General features: G+C 58.1%; 20 protein-coding genes and 1 pseudogene. 8 read left to right on the top strand and 13 right to left on the bottom strand.

Annotated elements, in window-relative coordinates:
• Window positions 1-30 precede the first annotated feature (30 nt).
• The 3 genes from AVI_RS05275 to AVI_RS05265 form a co-directional block, all read right to left on the bottom strand.
• Window positions 31-348 carry a DUF6107 family protein gene (locus AVI_RS05275; RefSeq protein WP_015915376.1) on the bottom strand — a complete coding sequence of 106 codons (318 nt, stop codon included), beginning with the start codon at window positions 346-348 and terminating at the stop codon, window positions 31-33.
• 189 nt (window positions 349-537) lie between these two features.
• A complete protein-coding gene (locus AVI_RS05270; RefSeq protein WP_015915375.1) occupies window positions 538-1740 on the bottom strand; it encodes a phage portal protein in 1203 nt (400 codons plus the stop codon).
• 314 nt (window positions 1741-2054) lie between these two features.
• Window positions 2055-2663, bottom strand: a complete 609-nt coding sequence (locus AVI_RS05265; RefSeq protein WP_015915374.1) for a glycoside hydrolase family 19 protein — start codon at window positions 2661-2663, stop codon at window positions 2055-2057.
• 239 nt (window positions 2664-2902) lie between these two features.
• On the opposite strand from AVI_RS05265, the gene AVI_RS30990 reads away from it, so the two are divergent.
• Complete coding sequence (locus AVI_RS30990) at window positions 2903-3046, top strand: hypothetical protein (protein ID WP_174089652.1); 144 nt, start codon at window positions 2903-2905, stop codon at window positions 3044-3046.
• On the opposite strand, the gene AVI_RS05260 is transcribed toward AVI_RS30990, so the two are convergent.
• The 5 genes and pseudogenes from AVI_RS05260 to AVI_RS31940 form a co-directional block, all read right to left on the bottom strand.
• Entirely contained in the window at window positions 3047-4294 is a 1248-nt protein-coding gene (locus AVI_RS05260; RefSeq protein ID WP_041697733.1) for a DNA-packaging protein, read from the bottom strand.
• Between the two features lie 243 nt (window positions 4295-4537).
• Window positions 4538-5080, bottom strand: coding sequence for a hypothetical protein (locus AVI_RS28985; protein WP_015915372.1), 543 nt, complete (start codon window positions 5078-5080; stop codon window positions 4538-4540).
• A gap of 667 nt (window positions 5081-5747) precedes the next feature.
• Window positions 5748-6176, bottom strand: a complete 429-nt coding sequence (cueR, locus tag AVI_RS05250) for a Cu(I)-responsive transcriptional regulator (protein ID WP_015915371.1) — start codon at window positions 6174-6176, stop codon at window positions 5748-5750.
• 415 nt (window positions 6177-6591) lie between these two features.
• Complete coding sequence (locus AVI_RS05245; RefSeq protein ID WP_015915370.1) at window positions 6592-7644, bottom strand: hypothetical protein; 1053 nt, start codon at window positions 7642-7644, stop codon at window positions 6592-6594.
• Between the two features lie 96 nt (window positions 7645-7740).
• Window positions 7741-7911: pseudogene (locus AVI_RS31940) on the bottom strand (YcgN family cysteine cluster protein); the annotation flags it as partial.
• Window positions 7912-8142: 231 nt separating this feature from the next.
• On the opposite strand from AVI_RS31940, the gene AVI_RS05240 reads away from it, so the two are divergent.
• Window positions 8143-9240 carry a hypothetical protein gene (locus tag AVI_RS05240; protein WP_015915369.1) on the top strand — a complete coding sequence of 366 codons (1098 nt, stop codon included), beginning with the start codon at window positions 8143-8145 and terminating at the stop codon, window positions 9238-9240.
• A gap of 238 nt (window positions 9241-9478) precedes the next feature.
• Here the strand turns inward: AVI_RS05240 and AVI_RS05235 are convergent, their stop codons facing one another.
• Window positions 9479-9958 (bottom strand): YcgN family cysteine cluster protein, encoded by a 480-nt coding sequence (locus AVI_RS05235; RefSeq protein ID WP_015915368.1) that lies wholly within the window; start codon window positions 9956-9958, stop codon window positions 9479-9481.
• Window positions 9959-10199: 241 nt separating this feature from the next.
• On the opposite strand from AVI_RS05235, the gene AVI_RS05230 reads away from it, so the two are divergent.
• The 4 genes from AVI_RS05230 (at window position 10200) to AVI_RS05215 (ending at window position 14889) form a co-directional block, all read left to right on the top strand.
• Entirely contained in the window at window positions 10200-12323 is a 2124-nt protein-coding gene (locus AVI_RS05230; RefSeq protein ID WP_015915367.1) for a transglycosylase domain-containing protein, read from the top strand.
• Between the two features lie 106 nt (window positions 12324-12429).
• Window positions 12430-13020, top strand: coding sequence for a DUF1214 domain-containing protein (locus AVI_RS05225; RefSeq protein ID WP_041696366.1), 591 nt, complete (start codon window positions 12430-12432; stop codon window positions 13018-13020).
• Window positions 13013-13564, top strand: coding sequence for a DUF1254 domain-containing protein (locus AVI_RS05220; RefSeq protein WP_015915365.1), 552 nt, complete (start codon window positions 13013-13015; stop codon window positions 13562-13564). Before AVI_RS05225 ends, AVI_RS05220 begins: the two co-directional genes overlap by 8 nt.
• A gap of 227 nt (window positions 13565-13791) precedes the next feature.
• The gene (locus tag AVI_RS05215) at window positions 13792-14889 is read left to right on the top strand and encodes a helix-turn-helix transcriptional regulator (RefSeq protein WP_015915364.1); all 1098 of its coding nucleotides are present in this window, start codon (window positions 13792-13794) and stop codon (window positions 14887-14889) included.
• A gap of 141 nt (window positions 14890-15030) precedes the next feature.
• Here the strand turns inward: AVI_RS05215 and AVI_RS28980 are convergent, their stop codons facing one another.
• Both AVI_RS28980 and AVI_RS30470 read right to left on the bottom strand, forming a co-directional pair.
• Window positions 15031-15456, bottom strand: a complete 426-nt coding sequence (locus AVI_RS28980; protein ID WP_015915363.1) for an exopolysaccharide production repressor protein — start codon at window positions 15454-15456, stop codon at window positions 15031-15033.
• A gap of 641 nt (window positions 15457-16097) precedes the next feature.
• Entirely contained in the window at window positions 16098-16286 is a 189-nt protein-coding gene (locus AVI_RS30470; protein ID WP_071203930.1) for a hypothetical protein, read from the bottom strand.
• Window positions 16287-16648: 362 nt separating this feature from the next.
• On the opposite strand from AVI_RS30470, the gene AVI_RS05200 reads away from it, so the two are divergent.
• Complete coding sequence (locus tag AVI_RS05200) at window positions 16649-17758, top strand: DUF2336 domain-containing protein (protein ID WP_080516960.1); 1110 nt, start codon at window positions 16649-16651, stop codon at window positions 17756-17758.
• Between the two features lie 71 nt (window positions 17759-17829).
• Here the strand turns inward: AVI_RS05200 and AVI_RS05195 are convergent, their stop codons facing one another.
• Window positions 17830-18186, bottom strand: coding sequence for a DUF1491 family protein (locus AVI_RS05195; protein ID WP_015915360.1), 357 nt, complete (start codon window positions 18184-18186; stop codon window positions 17830-17832).
• Window positions 18187-18244: 58 nt separating this feature from the next.
• Window positions 18245-18880, bottom strand: a complete 636-nt coding sequence (locus AVI_RS05190) for a TetR/AcrR family transcriptional regulator (protein WP_041696364.1) — start codon at window positions 18878-18880, stop codon at window positions 18245-18247.
• A 179-nt stretch (window positions 18881-19059) separates the two neighbouring features.
• Between AVI_RS05190 and AVI_RS05185 the strand changes: the two genes are divergently transcribed.
• Entirely contained in the window at window positions 19060-20133 is a 1074-nt protein-coding gene (locus AVI_RS05185) for an efflux RND transporter periplasmic adaptor subunit (protein ID WP_015915358.1), read from the top strand.
• Window position 20134 lies beyond the last annotated feature (1 nt).

Raw genomic sequence — 20134 nt, 5'->3', positions numbered from 1 at the left:
GGCCTTTAAACTGGAATGAGATTGACGGCCTCAGCCGTCCTTGCGCCCGTAGCGGCCTGCAAACCGCGCCAAAGCACCCAGCGCCCACCAGGCCGAAAGGCTGGCAAGTGTCGCCCCCGCCAGCATGATTTCGGCACCGGACAGGCTTTGCAGAATATCCAGCTTGCGGGCCAGCCATTGGCCGGTGGCGCCACCGAAGATCAGCCCGATGGCCAGCCCGGTGAAAAACCGGCTGGCCGCCTCGCGTCGCCCCCTCGGCAGAAGATAGACCAGCGAGATGGCGGACCCCGCCAATGCGCCCGCCAGCCGCGCACCCCATAAGGGCGTGTCGGGTGTAAAATCGGTCATTTTGTTAATCTTTTCGTCTTATGATTGTGGATACAGGCGCAAATCCGCCGCAGTTCATCCGGAAATTCTAATCTTTAGAATCGCTTATGCGCGCCTGCTCAGAAGCAGGGTGCAGATGTTCACACTCTGAATCACCCTCCTGCGGAACAGAGTCCGGATCAGACATCAACCTCTTGAAACTTTGAGGCTTTAAGCGTCATATCCAACCGCCTGCCGCTTTTCCTCGTCGGTGAGGAAGCTGGCAAAGCCTACCCGCGACCACAGCGCGTCACGCTCGCTGGACAGGCCCTCGACCTGATCGAGATCAGGCTTCAGGCACAAGACCTCGCCAAACCCATCGGACAGAAAGCCCGACAGGCTGGCGGCGGTGCGGCGGATCAGCGGCAGCACCGTCAGCCGGTAGAAGGCGCGGTTGGCCTCCTGATAATTGGCGTAGGTATTGTCGCCGGGAATGCCTAGCAGCATCGGCGGTACGCCGAGCGACAAGGCAATATCGCGGGCCGCGCCATTGCGGGCATCGGTAAAATCCATGTCGCGGGGGGTCAAGCTCATCGCCTTCCAGTCCAGCCCGCCCTCCAGCAGCATCGGGCGGCCCGCCTGCATTGGCCCGGAATAGCCCTGTTCCAGCTCGTCCTTCAGCCGCTGATATTGTTCCGGTGGCAGGTTACCACCCTCCTTGGGCTGATAGACCAGCGCCCCGGAGGGACGGGCGGAATTGTCGAGCAGCGCCTTGTTCCAGGTGGCGGCGGCATTGTGCAGATCCAGCGCGTTATGGGCCGAAGCGAGCGGCGCATAACCGCTGATATCGTCGAGCGGGTGAAACAGCTTGAAATGCAGGATCGGCTGCGGCTCGCCCTCGGCAGCAACCCGGCGCGTCACCCCGGCGGCACGATAATCATAAGCCACCGGCCAGCCATCGGGACCCTCGACGACGCTGACCCGATCGGGGCGCAGCAGATGCAGTTCCATCAGCCGCCCGCCAAGCCAGAGCGGCTCCAGATAGGCATTGCCCGACAGCAGCAGATGGCCATAGAGCATTTCGAAAAAATCCGCCCCCGTCGCCCGCCCATTGGGCCGGGCCAGAAGCGCCAGCGCCGGATGCTCGCTCAACTCGCCCGCCCCTTCCTGCGGCAGGCCCTGATAAAGCAGAAGCGGCACAGCGGCCGCTGCCTCCGCCACCAGCCGCACCGCCCGATGCGCCACCGGATTGCCGAGAAAGCCAGCGCGTGACAAGGCTGCATAAGACCGCCCCGTGCCGCGCCCGGCACCGGTGGAGAGCAGCATTTCCAATCCTGCACGGGGTCGTATCCCCGCTTTTGTCTGTGTTGGCGTCGCCGACGACACAGCAGCACGATTGGCCCGCCGAAACGGCAGGCGAAAGGAAGACAGCATAATGTTCTCCTGAAGTTGAAAGTGTCCCGTCGGGTATTGGCGCAGATTTGCCGATCAACAGAGAGAAAGGCACGACACATGCGGCTCTTGCCGCTTCTACCCATCCTCTGGGGAAAATTGGCCTCTGGGGAAAATCGGCGGGGAGAAGAAGGAAAGAGCCGCAGCATTTATGGTTTCCTCTCCCCAGCGGGGAGAGGTCCGCTGAGCGTAGCGGAGGCGGGGTGAGGGGGAACCCAGCACGCAAAGCTAAAAGTGACGGGTACTATGTAGCCTTACAAAACCCATGGCGCTTTCATCCACGCTTTCAGCAAACCTTACCCCAACCCCGCAAAGATCACCCGCCCATACCCGGCCACCAATTCCGCCCGGTCCTGCCCGTTGACAATACGCCGCGCACCGGTCCAGTCGCTTGCCGTGGCGGTGAAGACATCGCCAAGCCTAACGCCCGAAAACAACCCGTCGCTCATGCCGACAACCAGAATATCAGCCGCCGTCGCCCTATCCAGGGCGCGGGCCGGCTCGGCGACAAGATCGACGCCCAGCGCCACCGACATCGCCTGATAATTGCGCTTATGGGTGATCTGCACAAAGCCCCGGCCAAACCAGCTCCGTCCCGCCTCGTCCGGCCGCCAGTAAGGCGCGCTTACCTGGGGCAAGCGGCCCGCTGCATAGGCGCGCTCCAACCGGTCAATGGCCTCGGCATCGGTTTTCGCCAGCGTTTCCCGCAGGGGCTGGAAGCGACCCGCCGTTTCATGAAAGGCTGTGGCCAGCAGATAGGCGATATGGCGGTGGTCGGTCAGACCATGGCGCGCGCAGCCCGCCAGAATGGCGTTGATGCCCTGCACCTGAGCCGTGCCGAGCCGCCCGCCACACAATTCACCGCGGATCCGGTTGAAGAGCGATTGCAAAGCTGTGGTGTTCATAAACTGCCAATTCCCCTTAAAATAGCAGGGCTCAGCCGAACGCGGCGAGATTGAACCCAAAAAATGCTGGGATTTAAATCGGTTAAACAAAATTCAATCGGTTCAGGCCATGTCACGAGATATTTACAAAGATTTAAGCTTGTGGAACTTTCCGCTCCACCGCTGGTTATGAGCGGCACAGAGCAACAAGCCCTGCCGCGCCATGACGGGCGCCGGGCGGTTAACACAGGAGACATGTGATGGACGCCAAGAGCAGCAGCCAGATCAGCAAGACGATTGCAGAGGCCAGCCGGACCATTCCTGCCCATATCGTTGAACGCCTTGAATCCGAATGGCGCCAGATGCGTCAACCTTCGGCACCGTCAGCGCCTGCGACCAAATAATTATAGCGTGCGAATGCGCGGCTCGCCCGCGCATTCCAGAAGCAGCGCGGTCAAAGCCCAGACCAGCGCATCAAGCCTATCCGGCGACTGGCCATTCGACAGGCCCTCAGGGCCGAAATCACACATTTGATCTTCCAGATCGGCAAAACGGGCTGCGTGAAAAACGCGGCCCTGTTCATAGAGAGCCGCCACAGGCTCGGCCCGCAAAAACTTGCCACGCGTCGCCCGCACCATGCGCACCGGCAGGTTGGCATCGACGCTTTTCAGCAGCGCGCCAACCATTTCCCCGCCCTGATTGACCTCCGCCACCACCCGGTCCGCTTCAAACCGGCGAAACGCCCGCACCACGGCGGTCGCCCAACTGGCCGGGCTTTCCCCCGTCACCGAACAATCAGCCAGCACCACTGCCCGGCCCAGCCGGTCGAGACCGGCAACAATTATGCCGCAGACCGATTGCGCACCCGCCCCGGAGGGTGGATCGACGCCGACGACAATGCGGTGCAGCGGCTCACTGAGCCTGACCGTCAACTGCTCCAGCCGGTCGCGCCGCCACAGCGCATCCTCCCGGTCCTCTATCAGTTCACCATCCAATTCCTGACGGCCAAGCCGCGTGCCACCGTAACGGGCCTGCAAGGCCTCGATAAAGCCGGGCGCGAGATTGCAAGCATTCCCGAAGGTGGAAAGCCGGGTCAGCCGCGTGCCGGGGTCCGCCAGCAACCGTTTCAGGATCGGCACCGGACGCGGCGTGGTGGTAATCACCTGGCGGGGATCATCCCCCAACCGCAGGGAAAATTGCAGCATATCGAAGGTTTCCTCGGCATGCTTCCACTTGGCAATCTCATCGCACCAGGCATAGTGAAACTGCGGGCCGCGCAGGCTCTCCGGGTCTTCAGCGGAAAACATCTGCGCCATCGCGCCATTCGGCCAGACCAGCCTGCGCCGGGAAATTTCCACTTCCGGGCGTTTGTGGCGGGCTATACGGGCGATGCCCGACAGACCATCCACCATCACCTCGCGGGCATCGCCCAGGGTTTCGCCCACCAGTGCAATCCGCACAGCGGATTTTTCACCAGCCGAGGCGATCTCATGCACCCATTCGGCCCCGGCCCGGGTCTTGCCGGAACCGCGGCCGCCCATCAACAACCAATTGCGCCACGCCCCCTCGGGCGGCGCTTGCAACGGGTGTCGCAGCAAGGCCCAGCTGCGCGCCAGCCGTTGCAAGGCCGCAAGCTCCAGCCCCTGCATCATATCAACGCCGTTATTTCCATCCGCCTGACCAGCCAGAACCGGAGAATTATGGCCCTGCCGCGCGATGATCGTCTGCGCCAGCAGCGATCCCTCATCGCCCAGCGCCGAAACCGTGTCGCGCAGGTGTTGCATCTCCCGGCGCAGGGCGGATAAACCATTGTTTTCGGTCTGCGATGCCGCCAGAAGAGCCGCAACCGATATGCCCGCCGACAGCCGATCCAAACGTCCTGTCACCCGCGACCCTCACGCTGTTGTCTGAATTGGCTGCTCGCTTGTCGCGCCCGGAGGGCCAGTTGCAGCAAGACTTTCCGCTTTCCACCGCTCAAACAGCAGCGCCGCCTTGGCCTCCGCCTGAGTTTCCACCAGCGCCAATAGCCGGGCCTGGGCGACATCCAGCGTCTCGGCCTCACCCGCCCGCTCCTCCTCGGCTTCGCGGTCACGGACCAATTGCCGTTGCAGCGCATCGATTTTTTCCAGCGTGCGGACAATCACCGACATCGCTTCGGTCGCCGCCTTCAGATCAGCACGGGCGAGCTTTGCCGCCGCCTCGTCGCCGCCCTCCATCAGCGCCGCCGCCCCTTCGCGCAACAACCGGAACTGCTCGAATTGCGCCGACATTTCCCGCGTCAGCTCATTGAGCAGCCCGGCATAATGATCGCTCAAGGCAGTAAGATCAGCAGCCTTGATTTCCAGCCCGTCGCTGAGGGTTAACCCATGCCGGTCGCAGGCAAAGGACAGCGCCGGTAAAGGCCAGCAGCCGTAAAGCGATATATCGAAATCATCCATGATGAATATCCTCCCGGCAGGCGAGGCTCCCATCACAATGAAGGGAAACCGCCACAACCAGAGTTAAAACGCTGTAAATGTATGAAAGAGAACGTAAAAATCGAACCGGAAGGACCGAAGCCGCAGATTTCCGACCGTAAACAAAACCTAACAGAACACCGTCACGGCGTCAATGCTTATTTTCCTATTTAGGTTTTTTTTCTTATTTTTAATTGTGACGAAGACATCCGTCTTCCACAATCGGAGGCTCACTTAACGCCCAATAAGCCTACGAGAGAAGAGTGGTGAGACCCCATCCGGTTCAATTTCACAATTGCCGGTTCTAGCGCGGTGCATTTTGTAAAATGCCAAAGGACGCTGTAACTCTTTAGAACTGCTGTGTTTATAGGCTCAGGCTGTTGAATCCGCCCCTCGTGAAGACACCACAAACCGCACAACAGAGACGCACGGGTCTGTCTGGTTCAGCATACAGCCGACTGAGGTCTTGATTGACGGCCGGTCTTGCGACCGGCCGCCCGCCCCATTCCCCCGCCCCCAGGGTTCAGGTGCGTCCGACAACGGGTCTTGTCACCCGTATTTATTCTGCCGCCAGTCAAGCACATTGCGGCAGATATAAAGCAGACAACCACAGCGGATAAGGCTTTCGCCTAACCCGTTATGCCGAGGCTCAGGCCTCTTCCATTTCCACCTTGCGGCTATTGTGCGTGGAAGAACCACCCAGCTTTTCCAGGATCGGGCAATCCGGGCGGTCGCCCTGCTCGCAGTGATCAACCAGGTTTTTCAACGTGTCGACCATGGCCTGCATGGCTTCCATCTTGTCTTCGAGTTCGCGCAGATGGTTCATGGCCACCTGGCGCACATCGTCGTTTTTGCGGCCAGAGTCGCTCCACAGCGCCAGCAACCGCTCCGTTTCCTCCAGGGAAAACCCGAGGGTCCGCGCCCGCCGCACAAAGCGCAGACGGTGGACTTCATTTTCGCCATAGACCCGATAATTGCTTGAGGTGCGCCGCGCCGGCAAAACCAGCCCGATTTCCTCATAGTAGCGGATCATCTTCGCAGAAACGCCGGAGGCTGCGGCGGCTTCTCCGATATTCATGAGCTTGTCCTTCCTGGTTGCAAGCAGAAATAGTAAAATATCCAGCTCGCGACGTTTTCAAAATTGCATTCTAGCCTTTAACTATCAATATCGGCAGAAGTAAATAACCAAAAAAAGTTACATCGAACTCACACATTTTTACGTGAATGACAGCAAGAGCCCGGCGTCTGCGGCTCGAATTGCCAAACACTCCTCATGCCTGCAATTTCACCGAAAGCGTATCGCGGTCCGATACATTCGCGTGCCGGAACGATACAGGAAATAGATCAGCAAATATAAGATGACGATAGTACAGCCCGCAGTCTGCGGAACCGCTATATAACCAATCACAACCTAAGGTGCAATCCTCAACCGAGGCGATGGTGCAAAAATCCAGCGGGCGTGCCGAAGCTGAAGGGCCAGCAGAAGCAAGGCGTCAATCCGGCAATATTTCAGAGAAATCGAAATCATCGCGATAGAGATCGAAACTCGCCCTGATCCGATCCTTGACACGCTGAGGCAATTGGCTGCCCCGACCGCTGACACCCTTGTTGAACCGGGCATGACCCGTCTGGATCGTCTCGGAAAACACCTCGGACAGCTTTGCGGAATCGAGGAATTCCGACCCGACAAAGGCGGCGATCCTCTCGGCCAGACGCTGCTTGTTGCCGAGAAAATCCTCCTCGTAGGAGACCCAGAGCGGCTTGACCAGACCAAGCGCTTCGCAGCGTTTCCAGCTCATGAAGAATTGTAGATACCAGGCACATTGGCGATCCACCAGGATCAGATAGCGCGTCTCGTCGTCCAGCTCACAATAATTGGATGGCAAGCCGTCGCTGAAATAGATCGCATCCTTATCACGGGTCGCCGCCCATTCCTGCTGCTGCTTGCGCATCATGTCATCCAGACTGACCAGACTGTCATAGACATTGCGGTAGGTGACGATCGGGCGGATATTATAAAGCTCAAGCTGCTGGCAAAGATAGGGCGTGCATCGCAAATGATGCTGCGCCACATAGCCAAGGCCATTATTGCCGTATTGGATCAACGCCAACTCGTCCGTTTCCTGCTCACGCAGGGTAATACCCATGGAAAAAGGCGTTTGCGGCGACAAGGCGGACGACATCAGCACCGCCATCGGCACATTCAATACTTTCATCAGGCTCTGACCGATGAAGGTGGAAGCCGATTTTGGCAGACACGCCACCAGAACATTCGGCTGATGCGCCCGCGAGGCCGTCAGCCGTGCCCGCATCAGAGCCTCGCCGAGTTCCGGCACGGAAATCGCCAGACTGTCGGCTGCGGCATCGCTCATCTTTGGCACATAGAAAGGATGCGCCAGCGAGAACACACCCGAAATCGCAAAAGCATCGGCGGGATCGGTCCGCCGGAGGAACTCATCGAATTTCCGCGATACCCATTCCGCGTCGGGCACCGGGGCCGCTTCGCGAACAAAGCTTTTGACAAGGGACCAGTCCAGTCTCGACATAGGCTCTCCAATGCACCGAAACGGTTTCAATCGAGATGAAATTATAGTGTAAAACTTGTACGAGACTTACTCTAAGGATAGATCCTCAGATAACGGTCAAGGCGCATCCCCGGCCACTGTCAAAGGCCAATCGCAGAGATAATCCTCGAAATCCTCGACAGAAACATGCTCTTCGCTGACCGTGCGGCCCCGGGCGGAAATCCCGGCCTGATGGACGGTTTCAGGGTCGCCCGAAACCAGCGGATGCCACCAGTAGAGGTCCGGCCCTCGTGGACGAGGTTATAAGCTCCTGCCTGGCGCAAGCTTTCTCAGTCAGCTTCACACCATAACGTTTTCGCCCCTTGCGAATAACCCTTTGGTACAGACACATCCCGGTGCACCGACGCATTCACTTCAGTCATGCTCTCATGCACCAAGCTTTTGTTTATGCGTCGATATATCCAATTCGGCCAAAGCCTCCGTTTGGATAGACGCAACAGGATAAGGACAGGTTGCAGCATGGAACATGCGGTCGGCATCCGGACGAATGACAAGGCAGGTTCGAACCTGGAAGACACGCTGGGCCAGACGCTAGCAGACATCTCCACCCTGGCGCCGCGCGAAGCACTAAGCCTGGGAATGGATTATCTGTCCTCCGTACCGCCAAACCGGGCTCTGGAAGTCGCCGCGGCCCTTTGCCATGCCAATCCGTTCTTTCTGCCCGCGGTAAGCGATGGCGACGCCCAGGGTCTGAAGCTGTCGACTTCCCAACTTGCCGAATTGACATTTCGGGCGAGATTGACGGCAAGCCGGGCCAGACAGCCGAATGTTCTGGTGGCCTGTGCGCCCAAATCGGCCTCGACTTTCATTTCGATGGCGTTGGTGCAGGCACTGGATATCCCCCTGGCCAACCTGGCACTTCCCAGCTTCACACCCGGCAGCGGCTCTGCACTGGGAGGCAATCTGCGCTCGCAGGAGACCGATGAGCTTGCACTTATGCGGCATGGATTGAACGGCCGTGGCTATGTCGCCCAGCATCACATTCGATGCACGCCCTATCTGGCCCGCCAGATGACGCTTTACAACATCCGCCCTATCGTCACTGTCCGTAATTTCTTCGACACGCTGATCAGCCTCGATGATATGTTCCAATCCTGGCGCGCTTCCAATCGTCCGGTCGACACCATTTTTTTTGATGACGGCCTGCCAAGCAATTACCACCACTTGCCCTTCGAGGAGCGGCTTGAGATGCTGGTTGCGGCTCAAGCGATCTGGTATGCGCAGTTTCTGCTGAGTTGGCAGCGATGCGAAATGCTCAATCTGGTCAAGCCGCTATGGGTTTCCTATGAAACGGATTTCCTCGGTGACAAGGCGGTTCTGGCTGATCGGATCGCCACCTTCACCGGAGCGGACAGCCAGGCGGCTCAGAAAATCACCGAGGCGCTGGCCGACAAGCGTGACGGTGAACGCAAGCGGATCAATCAGGGCATCGCGGGCCGCGGAGCCGAAGTGCCGGAAAATATTCGTCGGCAGGCCATGGCCATTTTCGACCGCTATGCCGTCAATGGCGACCTGACACTTCTGACCGGACCGGTGGCAACCAAGACGGCAGTCTAGTGGAATGAATTTGACATTTGATACCCCCTTGCCGCACCCTCGAGGATCAAATGTCAAATTCTTAAATTCCACTAGAAACAGTGACTTGCTCGTGGTCCTGAAGATTCCGACATTTGCTTTCGAGGGTGCTGCGAACGGTAGCAAATGTCAAAATCATACTAAGAGTGCATCGATCCAAACGAAGGCTTCAGCCGAGTTTGGAAAAAAGTCCGTCTGCTTCTGTCGTCATTTCATGCCCCTATTGGTCGCCAGATTCTTCGGCCTGCAAAAGCACCGTCATAGGCCAGTCACAGAGATAATCCTCGAAATCCTCGACAGAAACATGCTCTTCGCTGACCGTGCGGCCCCGGGCGGAAATCCCGGCCTGATGGACGGTTTCAGGGTCGCCCGAAACCAGCGGATGCCACCAGTAAAGGTCGCGCCCCTCATGCACCAGCCGGTAGCCGCAGCTGGGCGGCAGCCAAGCGATGTCCTCGACCTGATCTGGCGTCAGTTGGATACAATCGGGCACGGTGGCCTGCCGGTTGGGATAGTCCTTGCACCGACAGCTTTCCCCATCCAGCAGACGACAGGCAACGGAGGTGAAGACCACCTCACCGCTTTCCCAGTCCTCCAGCTTGTTGAGACAGCACAGGCCACAGCCGTCGCAGAGGGCTTCCCACTCCACAGTGTTCATCTCATCAAGGCGCTTGGTCTTCCAATAGGGTTCGCTGGTCATCATGCCCTTGGCCATCGGCCGGATGCGAGCACCCAATCCGCGGCAATCTTATAGATTCGTTAAAAGTTAAGTCGCATATGATCCATTGGCTGGGATATATCGCGATCAACGCAGACATGGGCGCAAGCTTGGCGCCTGTCAAGCGTTGCATGTGAAGCGTTGCATATGCCTACAGCATCCCCGGCACTCTACGCCTATGATATTGTAGCAGATCATCTTAAGGCTCGGCCCCGGAACCGCCATGCAGAAGAAAAAGCGGCATATCTTTCTCAAACTCGACGCCTGGCTGGATTCCACCTTATGGAATACCGGCTTCCAGGCCGCCGAATTCTGGGAAGAAACCACGATCTTCTTTCGCCGGTTTCGGATGCGCGGTTGGAAGAAATGGCTGTTCGAGGCCCTGGGCGAAGCGATGACGCTGGGAACCGCCGGTGCTGTCGTCATGCTGGCGCTGGCCATGCCCGCCTTTCAGGAAACGGTCAAGGATTGGCGCAATCGCGGCGATTTCGCCGTCACCTTTCTGGATCGCTACGGCAATGTCATCGGCCATCGCGGCATTATCCATGAAAATTCCGTGCCGTTCGAAGACCTGCCCGACAATCTGATCAAAGCGGTGCTGGCCACCGAAGACCGGCGGTTTTTCGACCATTTCGGCATCGATTTCATCGGCCTTGGCCGGGCGCTCAGCGAAAATGCCAGAGCTGGCGGCGTGGTCCAAGGCGGCTCGACGCTGACCCAGCAGCTCGCCAAGAACCTGTTTCTCACCAATGAGCGCTCCATCGAGCGCAAGATCAAGGAGGCCTTCCTGTCTCTATGGCTGGAGGCAAACCTCACGAAACAGGAAATCCTGTCGCTCTATCTCGACCGCGCCTATATGGGCGGCGGCACATTCGGCGCGGCGGCGGCCTCGCAATTCTACTTCGGCAAGAGCGTGCGCGACGTCAATCTGGCCGAGGCCGCCATGCTGGCGGGCCTGTTCAAGGCACCGGCCAAATATGCCCCGCATGTCAACCTGCCCGCTGCCCGTGGCCGCGCCAATGAAGTGTTGAGCAATCTGGTGCAAAGCGGCTTCATGAGCGAGGGCCAGGTCATCGCCGCCCGGCGCAATCCGGCCACCGTGGTTGATCGGGCCGAGCGCGAGGCTCCGGACTTCTTCCTCGACTGGGCGTTTGACGAAGTTCAGCGCATCGCCTCCCGCTTCCCCGAACATTCGCTGATCGTGCGCACCACCATCGATCCCGGCCTGCAAAAAGTCGCCGAAACCGCTGTCAGCAATACGTTGCGCGAATATGGCGAACAATATAATGTCAAGCAGGCGGCCCTCGTGACGCTGGAAAACGGCGGTGCGGTGCGCGCCATGGTCGGCGGACGCGATTACGGAGAAAGCCAGTTCAACCGCGCCACGCGCGGCCTGCGCCAACCCGGTTCCTCCTTCAAGATCTACACCTATGCGGTGGCGATGGAAGCGGGCCTGACCCCGGAGACCACCATTGTCGATGGTCCGGTCAATTGGGGCAATTGGAGCCCGCATAATTACGGCAACAGCTATGCCGGGCGCATTACCCTGACGACCGCGCTGGCCAAATCGATCAACACCGTACCAGTGAGGCTGGTCAAGGACCGGCTGGGCGTTGATTCCGTCATCCGCATGGCGAAAGCCATGGGCGTGGAAACGCCGATCCGCAAGGATGTCACCATTCCGCTCGGCACCTCGGAAGTCACGGTCATGGACCAGGCGACGGCCTATGCCGTGCTGCCATCCGGGGGCCTGCAATCACGCCGCCATGGCATTGTCGATGTCAGAGACTATCGCGGCCATGTGCTCTACGATTTCGACCGTGACGAACCAGCCCCGCGCCGGGTACTGACCGAGCAGGCCGATAACTACATGAACCAGATGCTGACCAAGGTCCCCTATATCGGCACCGGCCGAAAAGCCGCTCTCGATGGCATTCTCACCGCTGGCAAGAGCGGCACGACGCAAGCCTATCGCGATGCCTGGTTCGTCGGCTATACCGGCAATTTCACAACCGCTGTCTGGTTCGGCAATGACGATTACACCTCCACCAACAACATGACCGGCGGCTCGCTCCCCGCCATGACCTTCAAGACCATCATGGACTACGCCCATCAGGGCGTCGCAGTGCGGCCAATCCCTGGCGTACTGGAACCGGCGACCGTAGCCGTAAAGGCCCCAGCACCGGCCAAGGGCGAACCAAAGGGCACCGCACCCGCCCCCACCCCACCCGAATTCGTCCGCCCCCGGACACTCTCTGTCGAAACCACCGCCCTGCTGCGCCAGATCGGCACGATGCTGACCGAGGCACAGCCGCTGGCGCCAGCGCTGCGGGCGGCGCTGGATTGAACAAAGGGTTTGCCATGGGAGCGAGCGAAGCGCGCGCGGTGCCATTTCCCTGCCCCGAATTGAGTGTTACCGCTTCTCCAACAATCAACAGGGTTCGAATCATCGCGTGCTCAGGGTTCCATTTCTTGTCGCTATTGCGCTTGCCATTGCTTTCGGGCTTGGCATCCAGTCCACGCTGATGGCGCTGAATGCCACGGTGGGCTTTGGCGAGATCGAGATTGATGGCTGGCGGGCGTTTCCGCAGGCGCAGACCGCCGATGCCGATCCTTATGCGCGGTCGCACCGGGCCAAGGCCGGGCGCTTGCTGCTGGGCAGCGCCGAAGGGCTGAGTTTTATTGCCACGACCGATACGAACGGGCGCAAGCTGAATACACGCTGCCGCTACCGGCTGGCGGGCACGGTGCCGATGGCCCGCTACTGGACGCTCTCAGCCAGCCGCCCGGATGGAACGCTCCTGCCCGTCTCACCCGACCTGCCGGGGGCGCTGAATTCGGTTACGACACTGAAAAATCGTGATGCCAGCATGGAGATCACCATCGGTTCGCAAGCAGCGCCCGGCAATTGGCTGGCCATTCCCGCAGGAAGCGAAGACCTGATGCTCAGCCTCACTCTGCTGGACACGCCGGTCGCGGGCAATTCAGGTCTGGTGACACTGGCCATGCCGCATGTCGAACAGATCGGATGCGGCAATGCGTAAGCTGATCTACGCCATTCTTGTCGGCCTGGTCGGGGCTGTGGTTCTGCATATCGTCATCATCCTGGCGCTGCCGCATTTCACCGGCAAGGACGCCTATACCCGCGTGACGATGGAAGGCCCGCTGTTCAAATACTATAGTCTCGACAGCCGGGCGGACCGGGCGGGGCTTGCCAATGGTGATCCCTTCCTCAAACTCGCCGCCTGCGCTTTCGATGTCAGCGAGGCGCCGGTGCATCTGACAGCAGAGGGCAGCGTTCCCTTTTGGTCGGTGGGTATTTTCGACCGCGATTCCAATGAAGTCTACAGTATGAACGACGCTACATCCGTCGAGGGCAAGCTTGACATTATTGTTGCCACCCCGGCCCAACTCGCCCGGCTGCGCGCCACGGCACCCGATGCGCTTGCCCAGACCATACTGGTGGAAATGCCGGAAACCCAGGGCTATGCCGTGTTGCGCACCCTTGTGCCTCAAGCCAGCTTCGCGCCCGATGCGCAGGCTTTTCTTACAAACGCCGGTTGCGATCAGACGGCTATAGATCCATAAAGTATTTTCGCAATCGAACAAAGAGCGACAACATTTTGGCGCGCATGTTTTCTTTATAACATTCAATTAAATCTAAAATTTTCTTCTTTCCAAGCGACAAAAAATTAAAATATTCAATTATTTTGTTTTTCGACTTAAAATCTGATAATGTTATTCAGTAAATTGACTGGCATTGCTTCAGAAAGACATGTTTGCTAAACATAGCAATATTAATATGTGAGATTGCTATGCCGGAAACTATCATAGATTGCATTTACGAAGCGGCCGCTGAACCGGCGGCCTGGGAAAATGCGCTGGACCGCTTGGCGCATCTTGTCGGTGCGGAAGGCGCCCTGCTTGTCAATATCTCCGACGAGCTCATGCCCTTGATCACGACGCCAGGTGTGCGCGAGCTTTATTCTGATTTTTTCAAACAGGGCTGGACTGCCGACAATATTCGCACCAAAGCGCTGCTGAGCTCCAGCAAGTCGAAATTCATCAGCGATGTCGATCAGTTTTCGCATGAGCAGATGCGCGATGAGCCACTTTACCGGGATTTTCTCTGGCCGCGCGGCTTTGGCTTTGCGGCTGGCGTCAGCTTCGATCTTCCGCAGGAGAAAATCATTGCCATCTCGATTGAACGAAAGCGTGATAGCGGTCCCATCGAAGAAAAACATCTTGATCTTCTCAACAGCGTTGGCCGGGACCTGCGTCGCAGCCTGATCCTTGCCTCCCAGCTTGAATTCAAGGCGGTCGACAACAGTCTGCGGGCATTGCAGCTGGCGCGGCTGCCCACCGCCGCACTGACCGCCAAAGGCAAGATTCTGGGGTGCAATACGGTGTTTGAAGCAGGCAATCCAAGATACGCCATTTCGGCCTTCGACCAGTTGCGCTTTCTCCATCCCGCAGCACAGGCAAGTTTTGAAGCCAGTCTTGCCGCGGGTATGGCAGCTGGCGCCAGCCGGGATGAGATGCAGGGCGCTCAATTCGCCTGCCCCGGCCAGCCGGGCCTGCCGCCGGCGGTCGTCTATCTCATTCCCGCCGCCCGGTTGAATGTCGGATTGTTCAGCCCGGTCAGCTTTTTCATCATTCTGGTCCCCCTCAGCCGTAGCAATGGCCTGACCTCGGAGATGATCCAATCCCTGATGAATTTAACGCGCGCCGAGGCGCGTTTGACGAAACTGCTTCTGGATGGAGAGCCTCTGCGCGATGCCGCCCAGGCCCTTGGGATTCAGCTGGAAACCGCCAGAAGCCAGATAAAAACCGTACTGGCCAAAACCGATATGGCCCGGCAAACCGACCTTATTGCCGCTCTGACTTCGCTTCATTCACTGGAAGCGGATTGAGGGTCTTACATCCTCCTTTGTGCGGCTTCGACACTGGAAACCGCTTTAAAAGGACGTCGGCACTTTGTCATTCTGATTCCGCATCACCAATGCCCGGAAAAGCCCCTTCATACCTGCACACCTCACAGGCATAGACCAGGCTCAGGCATTGTCCGCCCTCTCGGCAAGCGTCAGGTCGCGACCTGCACACTGGTCATTTTGTGTACGACCATCACGGGAGGCTTGACTGTTTTGAAGCGTGGCAAGGCGCGCCTTCACCCGACGCATGACAAGGTAGACAATCGCGATGAAATAGACGCTTTGAAGAATAATTGCCGCAACAACCGTCCTGATGATTGTGGCCGCGATGAGCCCTGTCGATTGGTAATTATAGATGGCAAAACCCAGCAAGACGACACCCATTCCTGCGAACACCCGTGGTGCATACATCATGCTGTCACGATCGGGCGTGCCCGCCAAATCCTCGTCGTAGGCTTCCCGTCGATTGTTTCGAGACAATTCTGTCTTCTTCTGGTCCAATTGTTCCGCGTGACTATATCCAAGCGCAGACTCTGTATCTTTATGCATCAAATGCCCCACTTGAAATAATGTTGTTTATTTCCAACAACGTTTATCAACCATTTTTGGGTGCTTTAAACATCCCCCAAATGGGGTAGGCGGAATTATTACTCAAATATCACGATCGTATACAAAACAATCTTTGGTAGAATTACAAAATAAAATACATATTTTAAATTTTTGGGCCATTCTTAAACAAAGCAGACATAGGCATCTCTGGGAAACTATGGTTGTACAACTATTGCGTATTCTCTTAAAGCGCGTCCGTTCCAAAAAACAAACTTACCCAACAGAATTGGCGGTATTAGCGCGTCTTCTGCACAGTGGATAACGTGAAGGATGCCATAGAGCGTTCCGGGAAATGCCTGGAAAAACGGCCCGGATTTCCTGATTGCCCTGAGTGCTTCATAGAAAAGCAACCGGGCTCAGCCAATGACATTCAATCCATGTGATTGCCTCACTGGTCGCAATAGCCAACGGCCAATTGATCTCACTCCACGCAGTGGAAGAGCCGCATCACGGTAACACAGGTCTTATACCAAGCCTCGAAGAGGCTCACGCATCCTAGATTTGAAAATATCTCAAATGCATCAGAGGCTTGAGATATTTTCACAGGGAATACGAAGAGTCATTTCCAGCGAATCCTCGTATTACCCCTCGTAAGGATGCATGTCCTGCACTGGCCGCTTGCCGGTGAGCGAGGCGGCGCCGATCAGCAGAGGTTCGGTGCGGGTATAGCGCACGCCGGTAAACAGCAGGATACGGGCCTGTGTCGGTGCGGGGGTGCGGTTGACGGGCTTCTGATCCAGCCGGTCTTTCAGTCTCACGATGTCAGCCATGCTCGTCTCCATTTGGGGTAGATGAGACGGATGAAGAGATCGATTTCATCCTGCCCCGGCAAAGGGGCCAGCACATCCAGCCTTGCTGTTTTGGGCAGCAAAGACAGGCATTCTGCGCTTTTCTCCAGACATGAGGGGTAAACAGCCATCCTCATGAAAAGTTGCTTTTATACTGAAGAGCTTCCCGTTTTCCGGGAACCCTTGCTAACATTTCCGAGTAAAAGCGATGCCGCTGCAACGCTCACGCAAGGATATGCTGCTTTATCAAAGTTTCCTTATTAAACACTGTCGATGGTTAACAGCTTGCTAACGATTACCGTCTATTTTGACCGAATTGGTATTGCGTTGGGACGGGTAATGTCGTGGATCATCAATTTCGGGCGTTGGAAAATCCGAGGATCGGCCGCAAGAAGGACGTGGTTTTAATGGCCACCGTTTCCAGTTTCGAAAGCCTCGAACATCCCCGCAAGGCCGATCTCCGGCAGTTTGCCCTGCTGTTCCAGCCCTTGTTTCAATACTCCTCCGAAGAGGCGAGGCGCGACGCCGTGGCGGCGCTATCGCAATCGCCCAATGTGCCGGAAGCTGTGGCATTTTTCATCGCCAGTCAGCCGCTCGCCATTGCCGCGCCATTCCTGATCGCATCGCCCTGCCTGTCGGATGAATTGCTCATCACCATCGCCCGCACCCAGGGCATACACCACGCCCGCACCATCGTGCGCCGCGAGGCTTTGTCGCCCGCCGTCATCGATGCACTGGCAGGCCTGCGCTTCATCGACCCCCTGCCCGAGCACGCCCAGCACGTGGACAACGATGATATTGTCCAGGACATGATGGAAGCACCGCCCCGCGCCATTCGCCTGAGGTCCGACGCGGGTGCCGAGCCCGAAAACATGCCCGCTATCGCCCCTGAGAAAGTGCCGGAAGAACAGACGGTGGCGCAGGAGCCAGATCAGCTTTCCGTAGAGAAGCAGGAACAGGATCCGACATACAATCCTACAAGGGCACAACGCGAGGAAGCCTTGCGCCAGACCTTGAAGGCGCTGGATCGTCACCTTCATCGCCAGGACCGTGATCGCCTGGGTCGGCGCACTCTCAGCTCCGTGCAGGCGGCCCTGCTGGTGCGGTTTGCCCGTGAAAACGAAGCAGGCAGTTTTGCCACGGCCTTGGCCGATGCGCTGTCTTCAAGCCGATGGCTGGCCGAACGTATCCTGCTCGACACCTCCGGCCAGCAGCTGGCCACGACGCTGACCGGCCTTGCCATGGCCATTCCCGACATGATTTTCATACTGACCCGCCTCTATCCGCATCTCAGCCAATTGCAGCAGGGCGAACCGCGCGTCGCCAGACTGATCGCGGCGCTCGACGGCAGAGACTGCGAAAAGCGCATCGATGCCTGGCTGAGAGCCGACCGCTATACCTATCAAAGCAGTCAGAGCGACGTCCAACCAGTGGCGGTGTCGGCTTCGCGTTGAGACTATGTCCGTGAAAAATGGAACCCGATTGTCCTGAAAAGACAGAGGGCAGCAATAAGCGTGGCCGCCCTTCAGCTTCCTTCGCCAACCAGCGACAAAAGACCATCCAACTGGTCAATCTCGATTTCCACCAGCCATAGATCCGGGTCAAAACGGCGCTCGCGTTCCATCAGGGATTCGACCTCGCGGGCATCGACCCTGTCCAGGCGGCGCTCGAAACGACGGTCGCCTGACATTTCGGCATCATCGTCTTCAATCAGGCTTTGCGGGGCTGGAGCATAAAGACTTTCCAGGCCATCGCGAAACCGCTGGCGCAGGAAGATGGCGCCGGCTTGGTCCATGCCCTTATGCTCCACAGCGGCAAAGCCGCCGGCGAAAAACACGCGACGTAGGATGGCGGCGACGAAAATATCGGAGCGAAGGCGCATCCCGCTTTTCTATAGACAGGATTGACGGAAAGAAAGGCATTCATCGGGGCAGTCGGGATTATTCGCCCTTGCCGCGCATCAGGGTCTGCATCACCATATCGATATGGGCTTCCATGTAGGCCTTTTGGTCAAGTGGTCTGCGTTGCGCAAACAGAATTGACCAGAGATTGAAGTGGATGACCGGCCCAATCAGAACATCGGGAGCGGAAACGGCCGGGCCTGGCAAAAATTCGCCGGCGGCGACGCCCCCCTCCACCAGCATGCAGACCGTTTTCAACAGAGGCGCAACGAATTCGTCGTAATGCCTGTCTACAATATGGGGAAAGCGGGTCCCCTCGCTCACCGTCAGACGCAGGAGTTCGCTACACTTGCAATCACCAGCGATCATCTCATAGGCCATGCCGATCATCTGCTTCAATCGTTCGGCATAGCTGCCCTCCAATGTTTCAGCAGAAGCACGCAATTGGGACAACGGCAGCGACATCTGCCGGATGCTCTCCTCGAACAACACCTCCTTTGACGGAAAATAAAGATAAACCGTGCCCTTTGTAATGCCGAGCCGCAGAGCTACATCTTCCACACGCGTCGCAGAAAAACCTTTGTCCAGAAACTCTTCAAATGCAGCTTCCAATATTTCCTGCGGGCGCCTCGCTTTCTGCTCGGCCCGGCTGATCGTTTTCAATCGCTTTGCCATGACCATTTTCCTTGAGGTTTGAGCGAGCGGACTTGCGTGAGGCGACGGAGCGAAAGCACCCGCATTACGCTTTCAATTCCTATACCGGTAACTATCGCTCCGGCAACTATATTGACTAACCGTACAGTCATTGATATCTACTCGAAACGACCCGTGAATGCAATGGTGGGGACCTCACAGTGCGGTTACAAACGACTTTATCCGGACTGGCTTGCGTCCTGCTCGCTTTGTGTCTGGCAGGCTGCAATGAAAAGACCGAGAGCCAGTCTTCACCGCGCAGTGTCACGGTGACCAAGGCCCAAACCGCGCAATACCAGCCCTCGGTGGAAATCTCCGGATCGGTGAAAGCGCGGGTGCAGTCCGACCTGTCGTTCCGTACCGCAGGCCGGGTGATCGAGAGGCATGTCGATGTCGGCGACCGGGTCAAGGCGGGCGACGTTCTGGCACTCCTCGACAATACCGAGCAGAAGGCTGATATCGCCGTTGCCCAGGCCGGGCTGGAATCGGCCCAGGCAACGATGCGCCAAAAGAAATTGGCCTTCGACCGCTACAAGGTACTGATCCAGACCAACACCATTGCCCAATCCACCTTCGACCAGGCCCGAGAGGATCTCGCCACGGCTCAAGGCTCGCTGCAAACCGCGCAGGCCAATCTGGCCACCGCCCAGGATGCGATGACCTATACGGAGTTGAAGGCCGATGCCGATGGCATCATTACCTCGCGCAGCATCGAGGTGGGACAGGTGGTTTCGGCGGCGCAGGCGGCCCTGACGCTTGCCCATGACGGACCGCGCGATGCCGTATTCGATATGTTCGAAGCGTTTTTCCTGGAAGGTGCGCCGTCCGATACCGTCGAGGTCTCGCCGATCGGCGGCCGCGCCAATCCCCAGGACGGCAAGATCCGCGAAGTCTCTCCGGCCATCGACACCAGCGCCGGCACCATCCGTATCAAGGTCGCCCTGCCCGCGGACACGCAATGGTCGCTCGGCACGACTGTCGTCGGACGGTTCCGCGCCCAGCCGCAACAGGGCATCGTGCTCCCCTGGAGCGCCATGGCCTCGGCCAATGGCCAGCCCGCCGTCTGGGCGGTCAACACCGCCGACAGCTCCGTCAGGCTGCGCAAAATCGACATTGCCCGCTACCGCGTCGGCGATTTCGTGGTGGCATCCGGCGTCGCGCCCGGGGACATCATCGTCACCGACGGCGGCAAGTTTCTGACGGACGGCCAGGTCGTAGCCTTTAAGGAAAAGTGAC

The sequence above is a fragment of the Allorhizobium ampelinum S4 genome, assembly GCF_000016285.1.
Classification (GTDB): Bacteria; Pseudomonadota; Alphaproteobacteria; order Rhizobiales; family Rhizobiaceae; genus Allorhizobium; species Allorhizobium ampelinum.
The sequence above is the reverse complement of the archived record's forward strand: the minus strand, read 5'-3'. Positions and strand labels throughout refer to the sequence as shown.